Below are 17,956 nucleotides of genomic sequence, written 5' to 3'. Positions count from 1 at the left end.
AACTGTGAAAACTTAAATAAAATGAAAACAAGAACTCCCATTTCAATTGGCATTGCAGCCACTTTAGGTGCAACTTTTATCATCTTCGAATTGTCCGATAATTCCGGTTACTTATCTTCTCCTTTCTTTTGGGGATTGCTGATGGTCATTATTTTTCTTTTCTTGATAATGAATTCTATTGGGGATTTGGTAGAAGATGGCCGTTTCAAGACATTGTCAGACGAAGAAAAAGAGGAATATCTGAAAGAAAAAGCCATTCCTTATTTTCAAAAACTTTGGAATTCGGCTTTCAAAAAACAATCAGCAAGTGAGGAAAAAACATTACTTATAGATCACGGTTTCGATGGCATCACAGAACTCGACAACGCCTTACCAAAATGGTGGATTGGACTTTTCTACGGAACCATTATTTATTGTGTGGTTTATCTGTTTGCTTTTACATTAACAGATTATGCACATCCCGATGTAGAATATGAAGTTGAAGCTAAAACTCAACTCGCTTCAATCAAAGAGTACGAGAAAACTGCTCCAGCAATCGATATCGAAACAGCCACTTATAGCGCAGACAATATTGCAGAAGGAGAACAGATTTTCAATACCAATTGTATGTCTTGTCATTCAGAGTCCGGAAAAGGCGGAATTGGTCCGAATCTTACCGACAAAAACTGGATAAACATCAAACAAAAAAGTCTTTTCAAAAATGTGTTCTGGATGCTGGAAAATGGTTCTCCTAACAATCCTACGATGCGACCTTTTATCAAAGATGGAGTCATAACAAGCAGAGATGCTGAAAAAGTTGCAGCTTACATCTATCACATCAATCGTGAAAAAGTGCCGATTACAGAAGCGCAAGGCGGTGCTGCGCCACAAGGGGAAGAAGCGCATTGGGAAGAATAAACTCATTCATTAACATAATCAATTTTGAATCGATGACTTATAATTAAGGTCTTCGATACCAATTATTTAGCAAATATCCAACAAACCTCTACACAACTTTCATATTCCTGTAATGGGATTGGCTTTTACAATAGACCCCCCAATCCGTGTCGCTCAGTTCGGAATTTCATCTGTTATTTCTATTATTGACGATGAGATTACAGAGAAATGCGAAACTTTTAAACTCAAAAATTTAATCTAGATTATTTCGCAATTTCAACAAAAACCGAAGACCATCGCGCTAAGAGAATTACTGCGTATATTAAAGTGTTATACGAATAATCAAATTCAAAAATCCAATTTGCGCCTAATTATATTATTAATCAAATAGTTACAAAATAAACAAACGCAGATTAAAGCATAAACAAGCAAGAAAATGTTAGGTTTGTTGTGCTAAAAGTTGTACCTTAGTACTGGGTTGCATCGCTTTGAAACATCAGTAAAAATCAATGGTTTCATCCAATTGCACTCGTTGAGTTTACTAAGTACAACAATCTAATACTTCTTTATTATGGCTTCAATTAAATTAGTATTGCGTACACAGCAGGAAGACGCCACAGGTCAAAGCCCTATTTACATTCGGTTGATTAAAGACCGTAAAGCCAAATTTGTAGCAACCGGCGTTAAAGCCAAAGCAAGCGAATGGGATGATGAAAAGCAAAATCTTTTCATTAATTCTTTGTAGGTTCTGTTATTCCATTCATCAGAATACACGATTTTAAAAACCTCGTTTTTGAACAAATGGCACATCTACAGGAAAAACAAAAAGCCTATCAGCAAGATGTAAAAAAGTCCAAAGCCCTGGAGCAAAACGAAAGAGCGATGTACGAACAGCTCCTTTTAATTTCCGAACTCAAACGCATCTACATTTCAAGGCATTTAAAAAGGTAGTCTTTTCGGCTACCTTCGTTTGCGTTTACCATACCCACTGCTTTACCGTTATTGGCACTTTGACACCCATATAAAGGCAATATGAAAGCACCGTTTTATAAAAACGATGCAAGCGGATGCAGAAAACAAAAAATCACTTCCGATTTTTAAGTTTATTCAACGTTTCTTCAATCATTTCCATTCGTTTTTTTACTTTTTCTGCTGAAGCATCAAGAGTATATCCTTCGTCTGTCAGCTCTTTTATGAGCAACATTTTTTTTATATTCTCATAATTGTAACGCCTATTTTTGCCCTCTTCTTCAGTTAAAGAAGTAATAATATTTTTTTCTTCCCAATAACGAATTTGCCTTGTAGGAATGCCTGTAATTTGTGATACTTCGCCAATACCAACGACCAGTTTTTCTAAAAAATCAAAGTCAAATGATAAATCATTTTTTGAAGCTTGCTTAGCCATTTTGTAGATTATTTACAATTATTGTTGCAAATATAAAATTATTGTCTTTGTTTTGCAATTGTAAATTATTTACAAACAATGACAATAATATACTTTCAATGAAAAAAATCATAATGACTATCATTTCGATTTTAGGATTGATACAAATGATAAATGCACAAACAAAAAATAGTACCGATATGAAACCATCAGAGAGATATGTAAAGGGTTGGGAAAAACTCAAAGAAATTGACGGAGAAGCAGGCGAAAAAGTAATTAACGGATTGAAAGATATTTCGCCGGACTTAGGAAAATTTATCATTGAATATGCGTTTGGAGATGTGTATTCAAGAGATGGATTGGATTTGAAATCAAAAGAAATTGCGGTTGTTGCTTCGCTAACAGCTATGGGAACGGCACAGCCACAACTGAAAGTACATATCAACGGAGCATTAAATACAGGAAGCACGATAAACGAAGTGAAAGAAGTGATTTTGCAGATGGCAGTTTATTCGGGTTTTCCAAGTTCTATCAACGGAATGAATGCTCTGAAAGAAGTTTTGAAGGAAAGAGAAGCACACGGAATTAAAGATGAAGTTGGGGAAATGGCAACGAATTCGACACCAATAAATAGATTAGAATTAGGTAAAGAAGAATTAACAAAACTTGATAGCTTGCAAGTTGAGAGACTAAACAACGCCTATAACGATTTTTCTCCAGAGTTGGTAAAACTAACACTCGAATTTGGTTATGCTGATGTTTTTTCAAGAAATAATTTAGCTCCAAAATATCGACAAATCGCAACTATTTCAGCTTTGACGGCTTTGGGAAATGCACAGCCACAGCTTAAATTCCACATCAATGCAGGGCTGAATATTGGTTTGACCGTTGAAAACATAAAAGAAATTATGCTACTGATGTCTGTGTATTCTGGTTTTCCATCGGCTATAAACGGAACCAATATTTTGAAAGAAGTTGTGAGCGAACGTAGCAAATAGGAACAACTAATCTCCGCTTTGCGTGAGGGATAGAAGCGGAAAGCCCACAGCGAGGCACGAGCGAGGACTTGTAGCGGATAGCCCGACCCGCTTGCATTTTTGCGTTGGCTTTGTGTGTTGGAAAAATGCAAAGGGGCACGCCCAAATAAAAAATCCTGCCCAAAGGACAGGATTAAAAAAACCATTAAAAATATTGATATTTTCAATCTGTATAATAAGCATACATTTTACAAACTTTTTCTTCCTCATCAAAAAACATAACCTCAATAGCTTTTTTACCCATTACAGATTTGTAATACAATGCAATTGAATTGATGCCTTCCGTTACTTCGTAAAGTTCAAAATGTAAATCCGGTATTTTATCCAGGGCTTTTCTCCAGTAATTGCCAACAGCTTCTTTTCCTTTCAGTGTTCCGTCGCCAGAACCCAGAGTCATTTTAATCATTGGGGTTGTAATTTCAATGTCGTCAGAATAATGACTTAAAATATCTTCAATGTTATGAGAGTTCCAGGACCTTACCCATACTTCGGCGAACTTTTTAGCATCCATAATATAAAAATTAATCCTACAAAAATAAAAAATCCTGCCCAAAGGACAGGATTAAAAAAACTAACCATTGCTGAAAGCTTTATCTACTAAGGCTTTTCCGCATTTTTTGTTTCGTCTTTATTTTCAGTGTTGTTGCTTTCTTCCGCTTGAATAGCGGTTTGAGCAACTGCCGTTGCGATGGTTCCGCCCAATACCAAGTAACCTGCAACGGTTACAATAGTGGCAGGAATTGCCACCGGAGCGGTTAAGATTGCACCGCCTACAGCGGTCAATGTAATGCCGATGGCTCTAACGATTTTGAACCACTTTGGCGTTGGAGCTTTTACACGCTCAACTAAGTTTAAATTATTATTTTTCATTGCCTGAATGTTTTAAATTGTTTTGTTCAATAATGTTTACACGGTGTTCCAGATAATCTACTTTTTGATTGAGCATATTATAACTGCTTTTGAACTCTGTTTTGATGAGCAAAGCCATCGTTTTTACTTCGGTTAAATCTTTTTCCATATTCTTAAAATCGGAATGAAGTTGTTTGATGAAGTAGGCAACAATCGCCAAGAGCATACTGATTAAAGAACCGAACACGATGTTTAATGTGATTGCATTTTCCATTGTTACGGGGTTTTAAAATTGAAAATTATTTTCGATGCTGATGTGATTTTCTTCGCTTTGTGCAACGTCCAAAAGTTTTGGATAAATCATTTGGTAAGCATCTTTACTTCTTACGATTTGGTAATCGCCATCCACAAAATCGAACCCGAAACCACACAATGGACAGCCCGCGGTTTGTCTGAAATTGTTCCCGATATGGATGTACACAAAACTGAAATTCGGCAAGCCATTTATTTCAATCATTCCTTTGTGAAGCTTCGGGAATTTCTGCCGATACTCGGCATTCATTCCGCCCCAGGTGTTTAATCTTAAAGAGTAATTTCCTGCGGGAATAGCGGTTTGTTTTGGCACTTTGATGGCTCTGATTTTGTCTTCCAACAGATAGCATTGAAAAATACCATCAATGTAAAGCTGGCTCAATGTGCTTTGTTTGCCTTCGGCAACTCTTATGATTTTTGCTTTCATTTGGAAATCGTTTTTGGAATTAATAAAAAAGCCTTCTCTTGTGAAGAATGCTTTAGATTGGGTTGGCTTAAAACGCATCTTCAATTCGCAAACAGTTGCCGGAATTGAAAGCGTAATAATTGCCGTTGACCTCTTGGAAAAACTCAATCCCGATACACTGAATAACTGTAACATTTGCGCCCAGCGTTGGAGCACCGGGAAGTGTTGCGGTTAAAGTTGAGCCTGCATAAGCCGTATTTAAAAGGATATAATCCGAATACTCAACGATGCTCAGCTCACTCATTGTTTACGATGTCATCAGGTTCGTAAGTTCCGGTTGTTGCGTTGTACACAAAATCGGCAACCACCGCCAAAGCGTTAATTAATCGGAAATGGGTAGTTCCTGAAGGTGCAGAAATCAAATCGGCTGGGTTAAACGGAGCAATGATAAAATTTGCACTTTCCCTACATGCGGTATGGGTTACATCATACGGAGCATTGAACACTCCATTAATAGATAATTTTTTATCGAATTCAAAGCCCAGTAAATAATTTCTTTGGGTTGAGATTTCGACCTTTCGGTAACCTCTGGCTTCCGTTCCGTCTTCCAAATTGATTTTCTTCATTATAGAAGTTAATCGACCTGTAATCTGGCTATCCGCCATTTTTGACATCAATGCAGAGAGTGCTGTTCTCACAGACTTTCCGGCTATTGCACATCCGCCAAACTCGTTCATATTTTCACGAGTTCGTTCAAATTCCGGTGCGGAGTTTACTTGTTCTGCGGTTGGCTCGCCAACCATTCCGGCGAAAAATCCTTGTTGACCTTTAATCTTGAAGTGTCGCACATCGCAGATGGTGCCAACGTACTTCATAAGTCCTTTTTGTCTTGCCATTGTAGTAAAATTTAAGAGTTAATAAATGCTTTGCTATAGCTATTACAAAGTTCTATTTATCTCATTTTATGAGCAATACACAAGGCTGTAAAATGTAATTCAATGCGGTGCTATCGCACCGAAAACATACATTTTCAAAATTCAGAACAGTAATTAGTTTGAGAAATCGGAGGAAGAAGTAAGGATAAAAAACAGGAAAAGTATAGTGTTTCAATACTCTTAATTAGCTATTTTTATGCAGTAGATATTTGTAAAATAAAAAGGTTGTGAAAAGTTGTACTTATGTTGTACTTCAAAAAATAAAATAAGCAAAACATATTGATTTACAGATATCTGCAAAACAATTACTGATAAGAATATGGTAGATGATATTGTTAATGAGAAATTTAAAACTTTTAAAGAAGATTTAGTCCATAAAAAAGAAGTTTTAAAGGACTTTATCGACATTCTGCCTAATACATCAACGATAAAATCAAATCTTCAAAACTTTTTAAACCAACCCAACCTTAATTCCACTTTAAAAAATTTCATTGATTCTCATCTCAAGCCAGGTTTTATCGATGTCAATATTATGAATCATTTTTTAATTATATATTCTTTAAAAATTAAATTTTTAACCTACGTACTTAGTGAGGATTAATATGTAATTTTATTTCTATTAAAATAAAATTACTTCGCGTAATAAGTCAAATGGCACCACTTATATATAAGTAGTGCCATTAGTTTTATTAAGGATATATTAATTAAGGTTTATAACCATCCTTAAGAGTAACTGTTCTGTTGAAGACCAATTGATCATCAGAAGAATCTCTGTCCTTAATATAATAACCAATTCTTTGGAACTGGAAATGGTCATCCAAAGTTGCATCTTTCAGGCTAGGTTCAGCGAAACCGTGAGAAACTCTCAGTGACTGATGATTGATAAATTCCATAAAATCAACTTCCTTCACAGCATCTGGCTGTTCTGTTGTGAATAACCTTTCATAAGTTCTGATTTCGATTGGCAAAGCGTGTTTTGCAGAAACCCAATGAAGTGTCCCTTTCACTTTTCTAAGACTTGCCTCAGTTCCGCTTCCAGACTTGGAATCTTCATCATAAGTCGCATAGATTGTTGTGATTTGACCTTTGTCATCTTTTTCAACTCTTTCAGCTTTGATGATATAACCTGCTTTCAGGCGAACTTCTCCGCCCAATTTTAAACGGAAAAATTTCTTATCAGCTTCTTCTTGGAAATCTTCTCTTTCGATATAAATTTCTCTTGAGAAAGGCACTTGTCTCGTTCCAGCATTTTCGTCCTCAGGATTATTTTCAGTTTCTAGCCATTCTTCTTTATCCTCAGGATAATTTTCGATGATTAGTTTTACTGGATTTACAACCGCCATTACACGGGTTGCAACTTTGTTAAGATCTTCTCTCACAGAAAACTCCAACAATTGGATATCAATCAGATTTTCTCTTTTTGCAACACCAACTCTCTCGATGAAGTTTTTGATAGAAGCCGGCGTATAGCCTTTTCTCCTCAATCCAGAAATAGTAGGCATTCTAGGATCGTCCCAGCCGGTTGTTACTCCTTCAGCAACCAATCTTTGAAGTTTTCTTTTGGATGTTACCATATAAGAAACGTTCATCCTTGCAAATTCTCTCTGTTTTGGCGCAACACTTTCATTATTATAAACCTGGTCCAGATACCATTCATACAATGGACGGTGATTTTCAAATTCCAATGAACATAAAGAGTGTGAAATTTGCTCGATATAATCAGATTCTCCGTGCGCCCAATCGTACATCGGATAGATCTTCCATTTTTCGCTGGTTCTGTGATGCGGTTTTTTCAGGATTCTGTACATCACAGGATCACGCATATTCATATTTGGAGACGCCATATCGATTTTTGCACGTAAACTCATCGCACCTTCTTCGAATTCGCCGTTCTTCATTTTCTCAAAAAGCTCAAGGCTTTCTTCAATTGGACGATCTCTGAAAGGCGAATTGATTCCTTCCTCAAAAGGATTTTTTCTTTGAGCCGTAATATCTTCCGAAGGTTGCTCATCTACATAAGCTTTCCCTTGTTTGATCATCTCTACAGCCCAAAAATATAACTGCTCAAAATAATCTGAAGTATATAATTCCTGATCATATTTGAAACCTAACCAATCAATATCTGCTTTGATAGAATCTACAAATTCCTGTTCTTCTTTCGCCGGATTAGTATCATCAAAACGAAGATTGACAGGCGCATTATATTTCTGCCCCAAACCAAAGTTGATACAGATTGCTTTTGTATGACCAATGTGAAGATAACCGTTTGGTTCCGGCGGAAATCTAAATCTCAATTTAGACATATCCAACCCGTTTGCCAAGTCATCTTCTATAATTTGCTCAATAAAATTGAGTGATTTTTTTTCTTCTTCTTCCATAATCTGAACGTGAGGTGCAAATTTAATCTAATTTCCTCGAAAAATAAAACGAATTTATCTTGTAAAAATAGATGAATATTAATGTCGAAAATTGTTTTAAAACCTCAATTATTTGTTTTGTAAATGTTAAATTTGTGTGAACTTTAAACATTTAGTGATATAGAGTTCATTTTTTTTTAATTTTGGGATAATTAATAAATCGAAATGAATCGTAAAAAAATCCTTTTAATTGATGATGAGCAGGACATTCTGGAAATCATCTCTTATAATTTGGAAAAAGAAGGTTATCAGGTTTTTACCGCTGGTAATGGTAACGAAGGAATAGAAAAAGCAAAGGAAATATTGCCGGATCTTATTCTTTTAGATGTTATGATGCCAGAAAAAGACGGTATAGAAACTTGTCAGGATCTTCGTAAAATTAAGGAATTACAGAGAACACTCATTGTATTTCTATCCGCAAGAAGTGAGGAATTTTCGCAACTAGCAGGCTATCAAGCCGGCGCAAACGATTATATCGTAAAACTGATAAAACCAAAAATCCTGGTATCAAAAGTAGCCGCGCTATTGCAAATGGGAGCTAATTCTCAGGAGAATTCTAATTATATAGAATTAGGCGATTTAATCATCGATAAAGATAACTTCAAAGTTACGAAAGGAAAAGAGGAGTTTTTACTTCCGAAAAAGGAGTTCGATTTGCTTTATCTTTTAGCTTCTAACACAGACAAAGTCTTCAAAAGAGAGGAGATTTTGGAAAAAGTTTGGGGCAACGATGTCATAGTCGGCGAAAGAACAATAGATGTCCACATTAGGAGATTAAGAGAGAAACTGGGAATCAATACCATCCAGACACTCAAAGGAATAGGTTATAAATTAGTAGTTTAATAATAATTTAAGATTTTCTAAAAAGAAAATCTTTTTTTTGAAATGAGAATTAGAAATTCGGTAAAAATTAATTGGTTATCTGTTGCAGCATCTTTCCTTTTAGTGGCTGTGGTGGGAAGTGTTGTCTTACTTTTTGAGTTTTATACAGATGATATTTATTTCAAAACGACGGATTTCAATTACTTTTTGGTTTTCACATTGTGGTTCGTATTTGTAGTGAATTATTTTGTTCTGGAATTTCTTTTTAGTTTTTATAGTAAAAATCAGATCAGGAGAATTACCAACATTCTTCCGGAAGATATTATTCACGATTTTGATACAGATATCGGGTTCAAGGAACTGGGCGAAAAAGTCCACGAAATGAATCAGAAAAATGCAGAAATCGATATGATGAAGGAAATGGAAAATTACCGAAAAGAATATATCGGTAACGTTTCTCATGAACTAAAAACGCCATTATTTTCCATCCAAGGCTACATAGAAACACTTCGAGATGGCGGTGTGGAGGATCTCAATATCCGAGACAAATATCTGGAAAGAATTGATAAATCTGTCGAAAGACTTTTGAATATTGTAAAAGACCTCGATATGATTAACCGCTTCGAATCTGGTCAAATCGCTTTGAAGTACAGTAATTTTGATATCAATCATTTGATTCAGGAAGTATTTGATTTGTTGGAAATGGAAGCTGAAAGACATTCTATGACGATGCTGTTGCAGACAACGCAATCTCAACTTTTGGTTTATGCAGATAAACAGAGAATTTCGCAAGTTTTGATTAATCTGATTTCCAATGCTGTGAAATATGCCAACCGAGAAGAAGCTCAAATCATCGTTTCTACAAGAGAAGGAACCAAGAGTATCCACATTTCTATTGAAGATAACGGAATGGGAATAAAACCTGAGAATCTGCCAAGAATTTTTGAAAGATTCTATCGTGTTGAGTCCAGTAGAAACAGAAAAGAAGGCGGTTCAGGATTAGGTCTGGCTATCGTAAAACACATTATGGAAGCCCATAAACAAACGATTAGCGTAGAAAGTGCTTATCTTTCCGGAACTAAGTTCAAATTCAAATTAGCTAAACCTTCTTTGGAAAAAATCAAGAAAGCAAAAGCAGCAATTATTGATTAATAAATAATCAGTAAGCTGGGAATTTATAAAAATCTTTTTTGAAAAAAAATTTCTCAGAAACTTTTCTGAAATCTCATTTGTTTTATATTTGCATCATTAATCAAGACAAAAATAAAGTTTAAAGTAAAACGAAATGGTTTATAAGATTAGAGTAATTCTAGACGCCAAAGAGACTATCTTCCGAGACATAGAGGTCAAAGAAAAACAAACACTTTGGAATCTACATCTGGGTATAAAAAGCGCCTTCAATTTGCCTGGGGAAGAGTTGTCTTCTTTTTATTTTTCTGATGATGAATGGAATGAAGGAAAAGCAGTTCCTCTGGAGGATATGAGCGACGATGGAGACGGCGAAATAATGTCTGACATCTATCTGCCGGAAGGTTTCCCTGCTGTAGGACAGAAAATGAGATTCCAATACGGATTTATAGAGCTTTGGGAGTTTTTCTGCGAATTGTTGGAGATTGTAGATGAGAAACCAGCAGTTAACTATCCTATTACGGTTTACAGATTTGGTAACGTTCCTTTGAAAGCGCCTAGCAAAACTGGTTCTTCCAACGGAAAAAGCAAAAGTTCTGCTACACCGTTTCTAGATGATGATTTTGGAGATTTCGATGCGGATTTCAAAGAAACAAGTTTTGATGATGAAGATGATGATTTCAACGATGATGAGGAGGAAGATGGCTACAATGACGTTTTCGAAGAAGACGACGAAGATTAATCAAATATTGACAGAATATAACAAGCCCGATTTTTCGGGCTTGTTTTGTTTTAAATTCTAATTATTGATTCTAAAGACATTTTCCATCGCTTCTCCTACCTTTATTTTTCATCAATATATCGAAGCTTTTCTGCAACTCAACAATAGAACAATTTTTCATTTCTTTGTTTGGGATATTTTCTGATTTTGGATTATTGGACGAATTGGATTTCAAAGTGTACTCTTTCTCGAGACATTGGATGGCTTGATTATCTACAATATAATAACGTTTCTCTTTTACCTCATCTTTAGTTTCAGGCTTATCGGGTAATCCTCCATCAAAACTCCAAACAGTTTCATCTTGGAAAATAAAATAGGGTTTTCCATCATTCACAAAATAAGTTTCCGTAGAAGAAAAATGACTATCCGCTTGGAAATGTTTTACAACTTTTAGCTTACCTTTTTCAGAATAATAAACTACATTTCCTGACATCTCTTCACACTCATATTCAAAACCAACAGAATCAAGTTTTTTGGCAAGCAGTTTAGAACTAACTGAGCTATATTCCTGTTTTATTCGATCTACAGAATTAAGATTATTATCGATATCAAGAGAATGAGATTTTACTTTTGAACCTAAATCAGAAACCTTATGCTCAATATCTTTTTTACAGGAAAAAATCAAAAGCAGACCTGAGATTAAAAACACTTTTTTCATAGAAATTTTGTTTGATTGACATTATTAAACAAAAACTATGCAACTCATTAATAAAAAAATGTCTGCATTACTACAGACATTTTACTAAAAATTATTTTGAAATTATATTTAAGGATTTCCATACATATTAGATTCGCCTCCATCGATAGCAATTACCTGTCCTGAGACATAACCGTTTTCATCACTCAACAGATAAGCTACAAGATTACCAACATCTTTCGGGTCACCCAGTTTTCTTGTAGGATTTCGAGACGCATATTCTGCTTCGGCTGCTTTTGGGTCAGCAGGATTCACTTGGTTAAAAGCTTCCGCAACCATTGGCGTCAAAATCGCTCCAGGAGCAATCGCATTAGTTAAGATATTGAATTTCCCATATTCCAAAGCGGCATTTTTTGTCATTCCAGCTACAGCATGTTTCGTCGCTACATAAGCAGTTTGATTCGCCACACCACGGATTCCGCCAACCGACGCAACGTTTACTATTCTTCCACCTCCATTTTTCTGAAGTTCCGGAATGACGTATTTCATTCCGTAATAAACGCCCAAAAGATTGATATCAATAACTTTTTTGAAAATATTAATATCATAATCTACCAATGGCGCTTGTCTTCCTTCGATTCCTGCATTATTATAAAGCCCGTCCACTTTCCCGAATTCCTTTACCGTTGCATCAACATAAGCTTTCACATTTTCTTCCACAGACACATCTGCCGTAACAGTTAAAAATCGGCTATCCGGGTATTTGGACTGTAAGTCTGCTTTTGCTTTGTCCAACGCTTCTGCATTATAATCTACCAATGTAATATCAGCACCTTTTGATGCCAAAGATTCAGCAGCTGCAAGTCCTAAACCCATTGCTGCTCCTGTTACTATAATTGCTTTTCCTTTAAAAACTGACATAATATTTAATTTAATATTCTCATTGCTTCTTTATACAACAATGATGCCTTTGCGATTTAATTTATATTAAAGTTTTCCTAAAATTGGACTTCAAAAGAATAATCGAAATAGTCCGCCGTTTTTTATGGATCAAGTTTTATAAAACATTAACAAGACCATATTTTTCGGACTTTTTAATTTTTATTACATTTACAGAATAGACAATAAGAATTCACAACTCAAGAGAAATTTTTTTATAATGAAAAAACTGATTCTTCTTCCGGCACTCGCCGCATTATTATTATCCTGTAAAACCCAGAATCATACTATGGAAAATCCGCAAGAATGGAAACGCACGACCAATATCTACGAAGTTAATGTTAGACAATATACACCAGAAGGTACTTTTGCAGCATTTGAAAAAGAACTTCCAAGACTGAAAAAAATGGGCGTTAAAACTTTGTGGTTTATGCCAATTACACCTATTGCTCAACAGAACAAAAAAGGAAGTTTAGGAAGTCCGTATGCTGCGTATGATTATACCACAATCAATCCTGAATTTGGTACTCTGGAAAATTTCAAACATTTGGTGAATGAAGCTCATAAAATGGGTTTCAAAGTGATTATCGACTGGGTTGCTAATCATACTGGTTGGGATCACGTTTGGACAAAATCTCATCCAGAATGGTTTCTAAAAGACCCAGACGGAAGTTTCCACAAAGCCAGCGGAATGGACGATATTATCGAGTTAGATTATACCAACAAAGAAATGCGTCTGGCAATGATAGATGCAATGAAATATTGGGTTAAAGAAACTAATATCGACGGTTTCCGTTGCGACTTGGCAAGTTGGGTAGAAGTAGATTTCTGGCAACAAGCAAGACCAGAAGTGGAGAAACTGAAACCGCTTTTCTTCTTAGGCGAATTTGATGAGTTGGAAAATCCAGACTACGGAAAGGTCTTCGATGCGAGTTACAGCTGGAAGTGGATGCATCTTTCCGAAGATTTTTACAAGAAAAACCTACCGCTTTCTGATTTGAAAAATCTTTTGGAGCAATACTCCAAAATCGGCGATAACTCGATGAGAGCTTGGTTTACAACCAATCACGACGAAAACTCCTGGAACGGAACCGAATATGAAAAATACGGCGATTTTGCACCGGCTTTAGCTGTCTTCTCTGCGACTTGGAATGGCGTTCCACTACTCTATTCCGGACAGGAATTGCCTATGAAGACCAAACGTTTGGAATTCTTCGAAAAAGATCCAATCCCTTGGAATGGAAAATATGAACTGGAAGACTTCTACAAAACTTTATTGAATCTTAAATCTGAAAATCCTGCCTTAAGAGGTGGCGACCCAGCTGTAACTACGTATTGGATTAACACAACGGCAAATGACAAAATCCTGGCTTATCTAAGAAAAAATGGAGAACGCGAAGTTTTAGTTTTAATTAATACATCAAAAGATGCTGTTAATTTCAAATTGGAAGATGATAATTCGGTGGGAAGTTATAAGAATGTTTTTACCAATAGTAAATCTGAGTTTATCAAAGGTTCAGATGTGAGCCTTCCTGCTTATGGTTATTTGGTTTACGAGAAATAGTTTTTAGACTTTGGGAAAATAGACGGATAGATGATAGACTTTTCATCTTGACAAATAATAAATCCCTTCAGAGTCTAACTTTGAAGGGATTTTTATTAAGGATTGCTAATGTTAATAAGCTGCAGTGAAACGTTGTTTCACAAAATTATTTTGTTCCAACTCATCCACCAAAGCCACAGCAACGTCTTCCACAGAAAGAATGCTTCTTCCCTCTTCGTTAAAAACCGGATTTTCCAAAGCTGTCCTATAAGTTCCAACTCTTACTCCAGCCGTTCCCGGATGCATCTCGATTGCCGGGGAGAAGAATGTCCAGTCCAATGTTTCGTTCTTTTTGATTTCGTTCAGGTAATCTCTTGCAGCTATTGCGCCCGGTTTGATATCAGCAGGGAAATCCGGACCGTCTACCAACTGTTGCCCATTGATGAACAAGCTTCCTGCACCACCAACGGTAATAAATCTCTTAACGCCTGATTTCTCAACTGCCTTTTCGATGTTTCTTGAACCGTTCAAAAAGTCATCATAAAGGTTCGGATTGGTCCAACCTGCATTGAACGTATTGATCACAGCATCACTTCCTTCAAGAACTTTTGCTAATTCTTCTACATTATTCACATCTGCGCTGATTGCCGTTACGTTATCTTTCGCTTCTGCTTTTGAACTGTCTCTTGCAATAGCGTTTACAGAATATCCTCTGTTTGATAATTCGTTTACGACTTGTTTTCCTACGAAGCCAGTTGCTCCGATTACTGCTACTTTACTCATTTTTTAATAATTTAAATTAATTGTAATATATTTTGTTACATTTTAAGTCAAAAAATTTTTACCCGAATTGATTGGTGAAATCTGACAATTTTTTGCCATTCAAAAACTGAAAAACCAAATCATCTGTTTCTCCAAATAAAACATCAAGATTTTTGTTGATGTCTTTTCCAATGCTACAAAGCGGATTCGGATTTTGATTTCTTTTACCGAGAACTTCTGTGTTCTTGACCGATTTGTATATTTCTGAAATATTGATCTGTTCAGGATTTTTCGCAATTCTCACACCTCCCACTTTTCCTTGTCTGCTTTCTATTAAGCCAGATTTTTTGAGGTTAATCAATTCTTTGCGAACAATCACAGGATTGACATTCACGCTTCCGGCAATCCAATCAGACGTCAGCCATTCCTGCGAATCTTTCGCAAGTAATGTCAAAATATGTATTGCGGTTGCAAATCGTGTGTTGTTCATTACGGTGCAAAGTTAGAAATAAAACTTAATTGTAACAAAATTAATTACAATTAAATTTTATTAACTGCAATTAATTTGTTTTTGACTTTAATTATAGCAGATTTTCAAACTTATTTAAACACATCATTTTCAATTACAAATAAAACACTATTGATATCATAATTGTTCCCATTAGATATTATGGCTATAGAAATTTTTTCTTTTGGGAAATACGTAAAAACTGAATTAAATCCGTCTATTCCTCCTCTATGACCATAACCAATCTTTTCTTTGAATAGCATTTCAAAAATTCCGTATCCAAAATTATCTTTCATCTCAATCATTGATTTCAGGCTTTGTTTTGAAATAATTTTTACGTTGAATAATGCACTTGCAAATTTTGTTAAATCTGTTGGTGTAGAAAAAATGGCTCCTGCTCCTAAAGGAATTGACGGATTTGTCTGCGTTTGCTTTATCCAACTTTCATTGAATTTATAAGAAAAACTTTCATTAATTTCATTAATGTTATTTCCGAAATAAGTATTTCTTAAACCGAGTTTCTTTATGATTTTTTCGGATAAAATATTAGAATAAGGTTGATTGTAAATCTTTTCCAAAATGTAACTCAATAAAATATAATTCGAATTGCTGTAATCGGCTTTGCTATCAGGTTCAAAATCGCTACCGCCATTTGTGATAATTTGAAGCATTTCAGTTTCAGATTTTTTCTGAGTATTCCATTCTAGAAAATCTTTGTCATTGGTAAAATTATGAATACCACTTCTATGATTCAGCAAATTGCCAATTGTTATTTTATCCGAATTTTTGACAGAAGGAAAATATTCATTTAGCTTAGTTGAAAGTGTTATTTTTCTCTCTTCAATAGCTTTTAAAATCAAAACACTTGTAAAAACTTTCGATATCGAGCCGATGCCATAAGTAGTTTTATCATTTGGGCGTTGTTGTGTTTCAATATTTGAAAATCCTGTAGAATTCGTATAAATGATTTTATCATTATCTAAAACCGCTACACTTCCCATAAATTTATTGTTTTCCGCCAATTCGTTCAAATAATGGTCAAGTTTTATTTTATTAAATGATTGCGAAAATCCTAATTGAATAAAAAAAATGAATACAGTTGTGGAAAAAATTTTTCTTAACATCATCAGTTATTTCGTTTCAATTTCAACAATCTTTTTACCCGTATTCCCAAAATACTGATTCATTATTGGTTCATAAATTTTATAACCATCATCTACGTTTGTGAAAATCACGAGACCTTGTTTTGTTTTTGGTAAAATAAAAGCAATCGTGTTGACACCATTATCAGAACCGCCGTGTGAAAGGGCAATTTCGTTATTCCCAAGGTCATAAATTTCAAAACCAAGTCCAAAATATTTGTTCTTTTTGGTTTCAACCTGATTGGTTTTCATGGCTTTAAAAACTTCGGGAGACAATAAATCATTATTCATTATGGCTATTAAAAATTTACTATAATCTTCCACAGAAGTAACCAAATCGTCTGCTGCATTCACTGTCTTATTTTTTACAATGTCATAAGCTTTCCCATTTTTATCATAACCGATGACGATTCTGTCTGCATCTTTTTTCTCGTTCCAAATGTAACTGGTATCACTCATGCCAACTGGTTGGAAAACATATTCTTTAGCTAGTTCTTCGAGACTTTTGCTGAATTTTTTCTCAACAGCTTTTCGTAAATATTCAAAACCTTCGCCTGAATATTGGTATTTTGTTCCGGGATCAAATTCAAAATTGAGTTTTTGGTCTTTATTCATCCGTCTCCAATTCGGGAAACCGGTCTGATGGCTTAATACCAATCTCGTTGTTAGCTTTTTATTTCGGGAATCATTTGCAATATCAGGGTCTGTGTAGTATTTGTAAAGCGGCTCGTCGAGATTCCATTTTCCTAAACTTACCAAACGCAAAACTGTCATTGCAGTCACAGGTTTGGTTAAAGATGCCACATTGAAAAGACTGTTAAATGGGGCGATTGTTTTTCCATTAAGCGTTCCATAAACCTTTATTTGTGTCAATTTTCCATCTTGGATAACTCCCAATCCTAAAGTTGGGATGTTATTATCTTTTAATAGTTTTTCTAAATTGTCTGTTATTTTTGTTTTACTTGGATCGACGTGATCGTAACTAAGAACATCACTCATCATCCAATTTCCGTCTTTTTTTGTCCAAACTGAGGTGAATTTTGCCTGACCTCCCAAAACATCCGGTTTATTCTTTTCACGCGTAAAAAATTGATGTTCTCCGGTCTGAATTGCGCCATACAATTCGCCATTATTATACAACGGAAAAACTTCCAGACTGCTTTCAATCACTTTCCGAATCGGTTTTTGATTAGGGTTTCCACAGATGTTTTGCCTTGTTCTTTCCAGAAACAATTTTTTGTCCTGAAAACCGCCGAAGTCGTGATAGAATTTCAGATTATCGTCCATCGTTTTTTCCAAATAAGCGAAGTCACAATTATTAAAACCACGGTCAAAGAAAAGACTGTCCTGTTTTTTTAATTCTAAAAATAAGGGTGAATTTTTATCGATTTGAGCTTTAAGATTTCCAATGGAAAGAAATAGAATAAGGAAAAAAATTCCGAACTGTTTTGTCATTGCTTTTAATTTTGACAAAGGTT

The 17,956-nt window shown here is 35.2% G+C and carries 23 protein-coding genes and 1 pseudogene; 10 read left to right on the top strand and 14 right to left on the bottom strand.

All coding sequences use genetic code 11. The features are described from left to right. The first annotated feature begins 21 nt into the window (after window positions 1–21). The 4 genes and pseudogenes from BUR19_RS05210 to BUR19_RS18900 all read left to right on the top strand — a co-directional run bounded on the left by BUR19_RS05210 (window position 22) and on the right by BUR19_RS18900 (window position 1,827). A complete protein-coding gene (locus BUR19_RS05210) occupies window positions 22–897 on the top strand; it encodes a cbb3-type cytochrome c oxidase N-terminal domain-containing protein (protein WP_074233826.1) in 876 nt (291 codons plus the stop codon). Window positions 898–970: 73 nt separating this feature from the next. Continuing rightward, window positions 971–1,209: pseudogene (locus BUR19_RS19115) on the top strand (hypothetical protein); the annotation flags it as partial. Between the two features lie 259 nt (window positions 1,210–1,468). Beyond that, window positions 1,469–1,621, top strand: coding sequence for an Arm DNA-binding domain-containing protein (locus BUR19_RS05205; protein ID WP_221407768.1), 153 nt, complete (start codon window positions 1,469–1,471; stop codon window positions 1,619–1,621). 8 nt (window positions 1,622–1,629) lie between these two features. Continuing rightward, entirely contained in the window at window positions 1,630–1,827 is a 198-nt protein-coding gene (locus BUR19_RS18900) for a DUF6943 family protein (RefSeq protein ID WP_379955516.1), read from the top strand. A 133-nt stretch (window positions 1,828–1,960) separates the two neighbouring features. Here the strand turns inward: BUR19_RS18900 and BUR19_RS05200 are convergent, their stop codons facing one another. Further along, window positions 1,961–2,281: a MerR family transcriptional regulator gene (locus tag BUR19_RS05200; RefSeq protein WP_074233825.1), complete on the bottom strand. Its 321-nt coding sequence runs from the start codon at window positions 2,279–2,281 to the stop codon at window positions 1,961–1,963. 98 nt (window positions 2,282–2,379) lie between these two features. Here BUR19_RS05200 and BUR19_RS05195 point away from each other — a divergent pair, with 98 nt between their 5' ends. Further along, window positions 2,380–3,258: a carboxymuconolactone decarboxylase family protein gene (locus BUR19_RS05195; protein ID WP_175565867.1), complete on the top strand. Its 879-nt coding sequence runs from the start codon at window positions 2,380–2,382 to the stop codon at window positions 3,256–3,258. 202 nt (window positions 3,259–3,460) lie between these two features. Here BUR19_RS05195 and BUR19_RS05185 read toward each other — a convergent pair whose 3' ends face one another. From BUR19_RS05185 to BUR19_RS05160, 6 genes are all read right to left on the bottom strand, one after another. After that, window positions 3,461–3,808: a nuclear transport factor 2 family protein gene (locus tag BUR19_RS05185; RefSeq protein ID WP_074233823.1), complete on the bottom strand. Its 348-nt coding sequence runs from the start codon at window positions 3,806–3,808 to the stop codon at window positions 3,461–3,463. 86 nt (window positions 3,809–3,894) lie between these two features. Continuing rightward, window positions 3,895–4,167: a hypothetical protein gene (locus BUR19_RS05180; protein ID WP_074233822.1), complete on the bottom strand. Its 273-nt coding sequence runs from the start codon at window positions 4,165–4,167 to the stop codon at window positions 3,895–3,897. Continuing rightward, a complete protein-coding gene (locus BUR19_RS05175; RefSeq protein ID WP_074233821.1) occupies window positions 4,157–4,420 on the bottom strand; it encodes a hypothetical protein in 264 nt (87 codons plus the stop codon). Before BUR19_RS05175 ends, BUR19_RS05180 begins: the two co-directional genes overlap by 11 nt. Window positions 4,421–4,432: 12 nt before the next feature. Beyond that, window positions 4,433–4,885, bottom strand: coding sequence for a DUF5675 family protein (locus BUR19_RS05170; RefSeq protein ID WP_074235560.1), 453 nt, complete (start codon window positions 4,883–4,885; stop codon window positions 4,433–4,435). A gap of 67 nt (window positions 4,886–4,952) precedes the next feature. Then, window positions 4,953–5,168, bottom strand: a complete 216-nt coding sequence (locus BUR19_RS19040; RefSeq protein ID WP_074233820.1) for a hypothetical protein — start codon at window positions 5,166–5,168, stop codon at window positions 4,953–4,955. Then, a complete protein-coding gene (locus BUR19_RS05160; RefSeq protein WP_074233819.1) occupies window positions 5,161–5,760 on the bottom strand; it encodes a hypothetical protein in 600 nt (199 codons plus the stop codon). Before BUR19_RS05160 ends, BUR19_RS19040 begins: the two co-directional genes overlap by 8 nt. Window positions 5,761–6,118: 358 nt before the next feature. Between BUR19_RS05160 and BUR19_RS05155 the strand changes: the two genes are divergently transcribed. Then, a complete protein-coding gene (locus BUR19_RS05155) occupies window positions 6,119–6,400 on the top strand; it encodes a hypothetical protein (RefSeq protein WP_074233818.1) in 282 nt (93 codons plus the stop codon). A 103-nt stretch (window positions 6,401–6,503) separates the two neighbouring features. Here the strand turns inward: BUR19_RS05155 and BUR19_RS05150 are convergent, their stop codons facing one another. After that, the gene (locus tag BUR19_RS05150; RefSeq protein WP_074233817.1) at window positions 6,504–8,177 is read right to left on the bottom strand and encodes a glutamine--tRNA ligase/YqeY domain fusion protein; all 1,674 of its coding nucleotides are present in this window, start codon (window positions 8,175–8,177) and stop codon (window positions 6,504–6,506) included. A gap of 204 nt (window positions 8,178–8,381) precedes the next feature. On the opposite strand from BUR19_RS05150, the gene BUR19_RS05145 reads away from it, so the two are divergent. The 3 genes from BUR19_RS05145 to BUR19_RS05135 all read left to right on the top strand — a co-directional run bounded on the left by BUR19_RS05145 (window position 8,382) and on the right by BUR19_RS05135 (window position 10,908). After that, window positions 8,382–9,059 (top strand): response regulator transcription factor, encoded by a 678-nt coding sequence (locus BUR19_RS05145; protein WP_074233816.1) that lies wholly within the window; start codon window positions 8,382–8,384, stop codon window positions 9,057–9,059. 42 nt (window positions 9,060–9,101) lie between these two features. After that, window positions 9,102–10,190, top strand: a complete 1,089-nt coding sequence (locus tag BUR19_RS05140) for a sensor histidine kinase (RefSeq protein ID WP_074233815.1) — start codon at window positions 9,102–9,104, stop codon at window positions 10,188–10,190. A 133-nt stretch (window positions 10,191–10,323) separates the two neighbouring features. Continuing rightward, entirely contained in the window at window positions 10,324–10,908 is a 585-nt protein-coding gene (locus BUR19_RS05135; RefSeq protein ID WP_074233814.1) for an IS1096 element passenger TnpR family protein, read from the top strand. 70 nt (window positions 10,909–10,978) lie between these two features. Here BUR19_RS05135 and BUR19_RS05130 read toward each other — a convergent pair whose 3' ends face one another. Next, window positions 10,979–11,605 (bottom strand): hypothetical protein, encoded by a 627-nt coding sequence (locus BUR19_RS05130; RefSeq protein WP_074233813.1) that lies wholly within the window; start codon window positions 11,603–11,605, stop codon window positions 10,979–10,981. Window positions 11,606–11,713: 108 nt separating this feature from the next. Continuing rightward, a complete protein-coding gene (locus BUR19_RS05125; RefSeq protein ID WP_074233812.1) occupies window positions 11,714–12,505 on the bottom strand; it encodes a glucose 1-dehydrogenase in 792 nt (263 codons plus the stop codon). 238 nt (window positions 12,506–12,743) lie between these two features. On the opposite strand from BUR19_RS05125, the gene BUR19_RS05120 reads away from it, so the two are divergent. Beyond that, a complete protein-coding gene (locus BUR19_RS05120; RefSeq protein WP_074233811.1) occupies window positions 12,744–14,087 on the top strand; it encodes an alpha-amylase family glycosyl hydrolase in 1,344 nt (447 codons plus the stop codon). Window positions 14,088–14,198: 111 nt separating this feature from the next. On the opposite strand, the gene BUR19_RS05115 is transcribed toward BUR19_RS05120, so the two are convergent. The 4 genes from BUR19_RS05115 to BUR19_RS05100 all read right to left on the bottom strand — a co-directional run bounded on the left by BUR19_RS05115 (window position 14,199) and on the right by BUR19_RS05100 (window position 17,933). Next, window positions 14,199–14,849, bottom strand: a complete 651-nt coding sequence (locus tag BUR19_RS05115) for an NAD(P)-dependent oxidoreductase (RefSeq protein WP_074233810.1) — start codon at window positions 14,847–14,849, stop codon at window positions 14,199–14,201. A 58-nt stretch (window positions 14,850–14,907) separates the two neighbouring features. Next, window positions 14,908–15,318 (bottom strand): Rrf2 family transcriptional regulator, encoded by a 411-nt coding sequence (locus BUR19_RS05110; RefSeq protein WP_074233809.1) that lies wholly within the window; start codon window positions 15,316–15,318, stop codon window positions 14,908–14,910. A 110-nt stretch (window positions 15,319–15,428) separates the two neighbouring features. Next, on the bottom strand, window positions 15,429–16,463 hold the full coding sequence (locus BUR19_RS05105) for a serine hydrolase domain-containing protein (RefSeq protein WP_083600643.1): 1,035 nt from the start codon (window positions 16,461–16,463) through the stop codon (window positions 15,429–15,431). 3 nt (window positions 16,464–16,466) lie between these two features. Continuing rightward, window positions 16,467–17,933, bottom strand: a complete 1,467-nt coding sequence (locus BUR19_RS05100) for a serine hydrolase (protein ID WP_074235559.1) — start codon at window positions 17,931–17,933, stop codon at window positions 16,467–16,469. Window positions 17,934–17,956 lie beyond the last annotated feature (23 nt).

Origin of the sequence: Epilithonimonas zeae (assembly GCF_900141765.1) — a bacterium.
GTDB lineage: Bacteria > Bacteroidota > Bacteroidia > Flavobacteriales > Weeksellaceae > Epilithonimonas > Epilithonimonas zeae.
The sequence above is the reverse complement of the archived record's forward strand: the minus strand, read 5'-3'. Positions and strand labels throughout refer to the sequence as shown.

Excerpts from the sequence above, each read along its gene's own strand:
- BUR19_RS19040 (WP_074233820.1), bottom strand. The coding sequence starts at position 5,168 with ATGAGTGAGCTGAGCATCGTTGAGTATTCGGATTATATCCTTTTAAAT.
- BUR19_RS05125 (WP_074233812.1), bottom strand. The coding sequence starts at position 12,505 with ATGTCAGTTTTTAAAGGAAAAGCAATTATAGTAACAGGAGCAGCAATG.
- BUR19_RS05150 (WP_074233817.1), bottom strand. The coding sequence starts at position 8,177 with ATGGAAGAAGAAGAAAAAAAATCACTCAATTTTATTGAGCAAATTATA.
- BUR19_RS05210 (WP_074233826.1), top strand. The coding sequence starts at position 22 with ATGAAAACAAGAACTCCCATTTCAATTGGCATTGCAGCCACTTTAGGT.
- BUR19_RS05120 (WP_074233811.1), top strand. The coding sequence starts at position 12,744 with ATGAAAAAACTGATTCTTCTTCCGGCACTCGCCGCATTATTATTATCC.
- BUR19_RS05115 (WP_074233810.1), bottom strand. The coding sequence starts at position 14,849 with ATGAGTAAAGTAGCAGTAATCGGAGCAACTGGCTTCGTAGGAAAACAA.
- BUR19_RS05145 (WP_074233816.1), top strand. The coding sequence starts at position 8,382 with ATGAATCGTAAAAAAATCCTTTTAATTGATGATGAGCAGGACATTCTG.
- BUR19_RS05140 (WP_074233815.1), top strand. The coding sequence starts at position 9,102 with ATGAGAATTAGAAATTCGGTAAAAATTAATTGGTTATCTGTTGCAGCA.
- BUR19_RS05160 (WP_074233819.1), bottom strand. The coding sequence starts at position 5,760 with ATGGCAAGACAAAAAGGACTTATGAAGTACGTTGGCACCATCTGCGAT.
- BUR19_RS05180 (WP_074233822.1), bottom strand. The coding sequence starts at position 4,167 with ATGAAAAATAATAATTTAAACTTAGTTGAGCGTGTAAAAGCTCCAACG.
- BUR19_RS05170 (WP_074235560.1), bottom strand. The coding sequence starts at position 4,885 with ATGAAAGCAAAAATCATAAGAGTTGCCGAAGGCAAACAAAGCACATTG.
- BUR19_RS05155 (WP_074233818.1), top strand. The coding sequence starts at position 6,119 with ATGGTAGATGATATTGTTAATGAGAAATTTAAAACTTTTAAAGAAGAT.
- BUR19_RS05105 (WP_083600643.1), bottom strand. The coding sequence starts at position 16,463 with ATGATGTTAAGAAAAATTTTTTCCACAACTGTATTCATTTTTTTTATT.
- BUR19_RS05195 (WP_175565867.1), top strand. The coding sequence starts at position 2,380 with ATGAAAAAAATCATAATGACTATCATTTCGATTTTAGGATTGATACAA.
- BUR19_RS05185 (WP_074233823.1), bottom strand. The coding sequence starts at position 3,808 with ATGGATGCTAAAAAGTTCGCCGAAGTATGGGTAAGGTCCTGGAACTCT.
- BUR19_RS05135 (WP_074233814.1), top strand. The coding sequence starts at position 10,324 with ATGGTTTATAAGATTAGAGTAATTCTAGACGCCAAAGAGACTATCTTC.
- BUR19_RS05175 (WP_074233821.1), bottom strand. The coding sequence starts at position 4,420 with ATGGAAAATGCAATCACATTAAACATCGTGTTCGGTTCTTTAATCAGT.
- BUR19_RS05110 (WP_074233809.1), bottom strand. The coding sequence starts at position 15,318 with ATGAACAACACACGATTTGCAACCGCAATACATATTTTGACATTACTT.
- BUR19_RS05100 (WP_074235559.1), bottom strand. The coding sequence starts at position 17,933 with ATGACAAAACAGTTCGGAATTTTTTTCCTTATTCTATTTCTTTCCATT.
- BUR19_RS05130 (WP_074233813.1), bottom strand. The coding sequence starts at position 11,605 with ATGAAAAAAGTGTTTTTAATCTCAGGTCTGCTTTTGATTTTTTCCTGT.
- BUR19_RS05200 (WP_074233825.1), bottom strand. The coding sequence starts at position 2,281 with ATGGCTAAGCAAGCTTCAAAAAATGATTTATCATTTGACTTTGATTTT.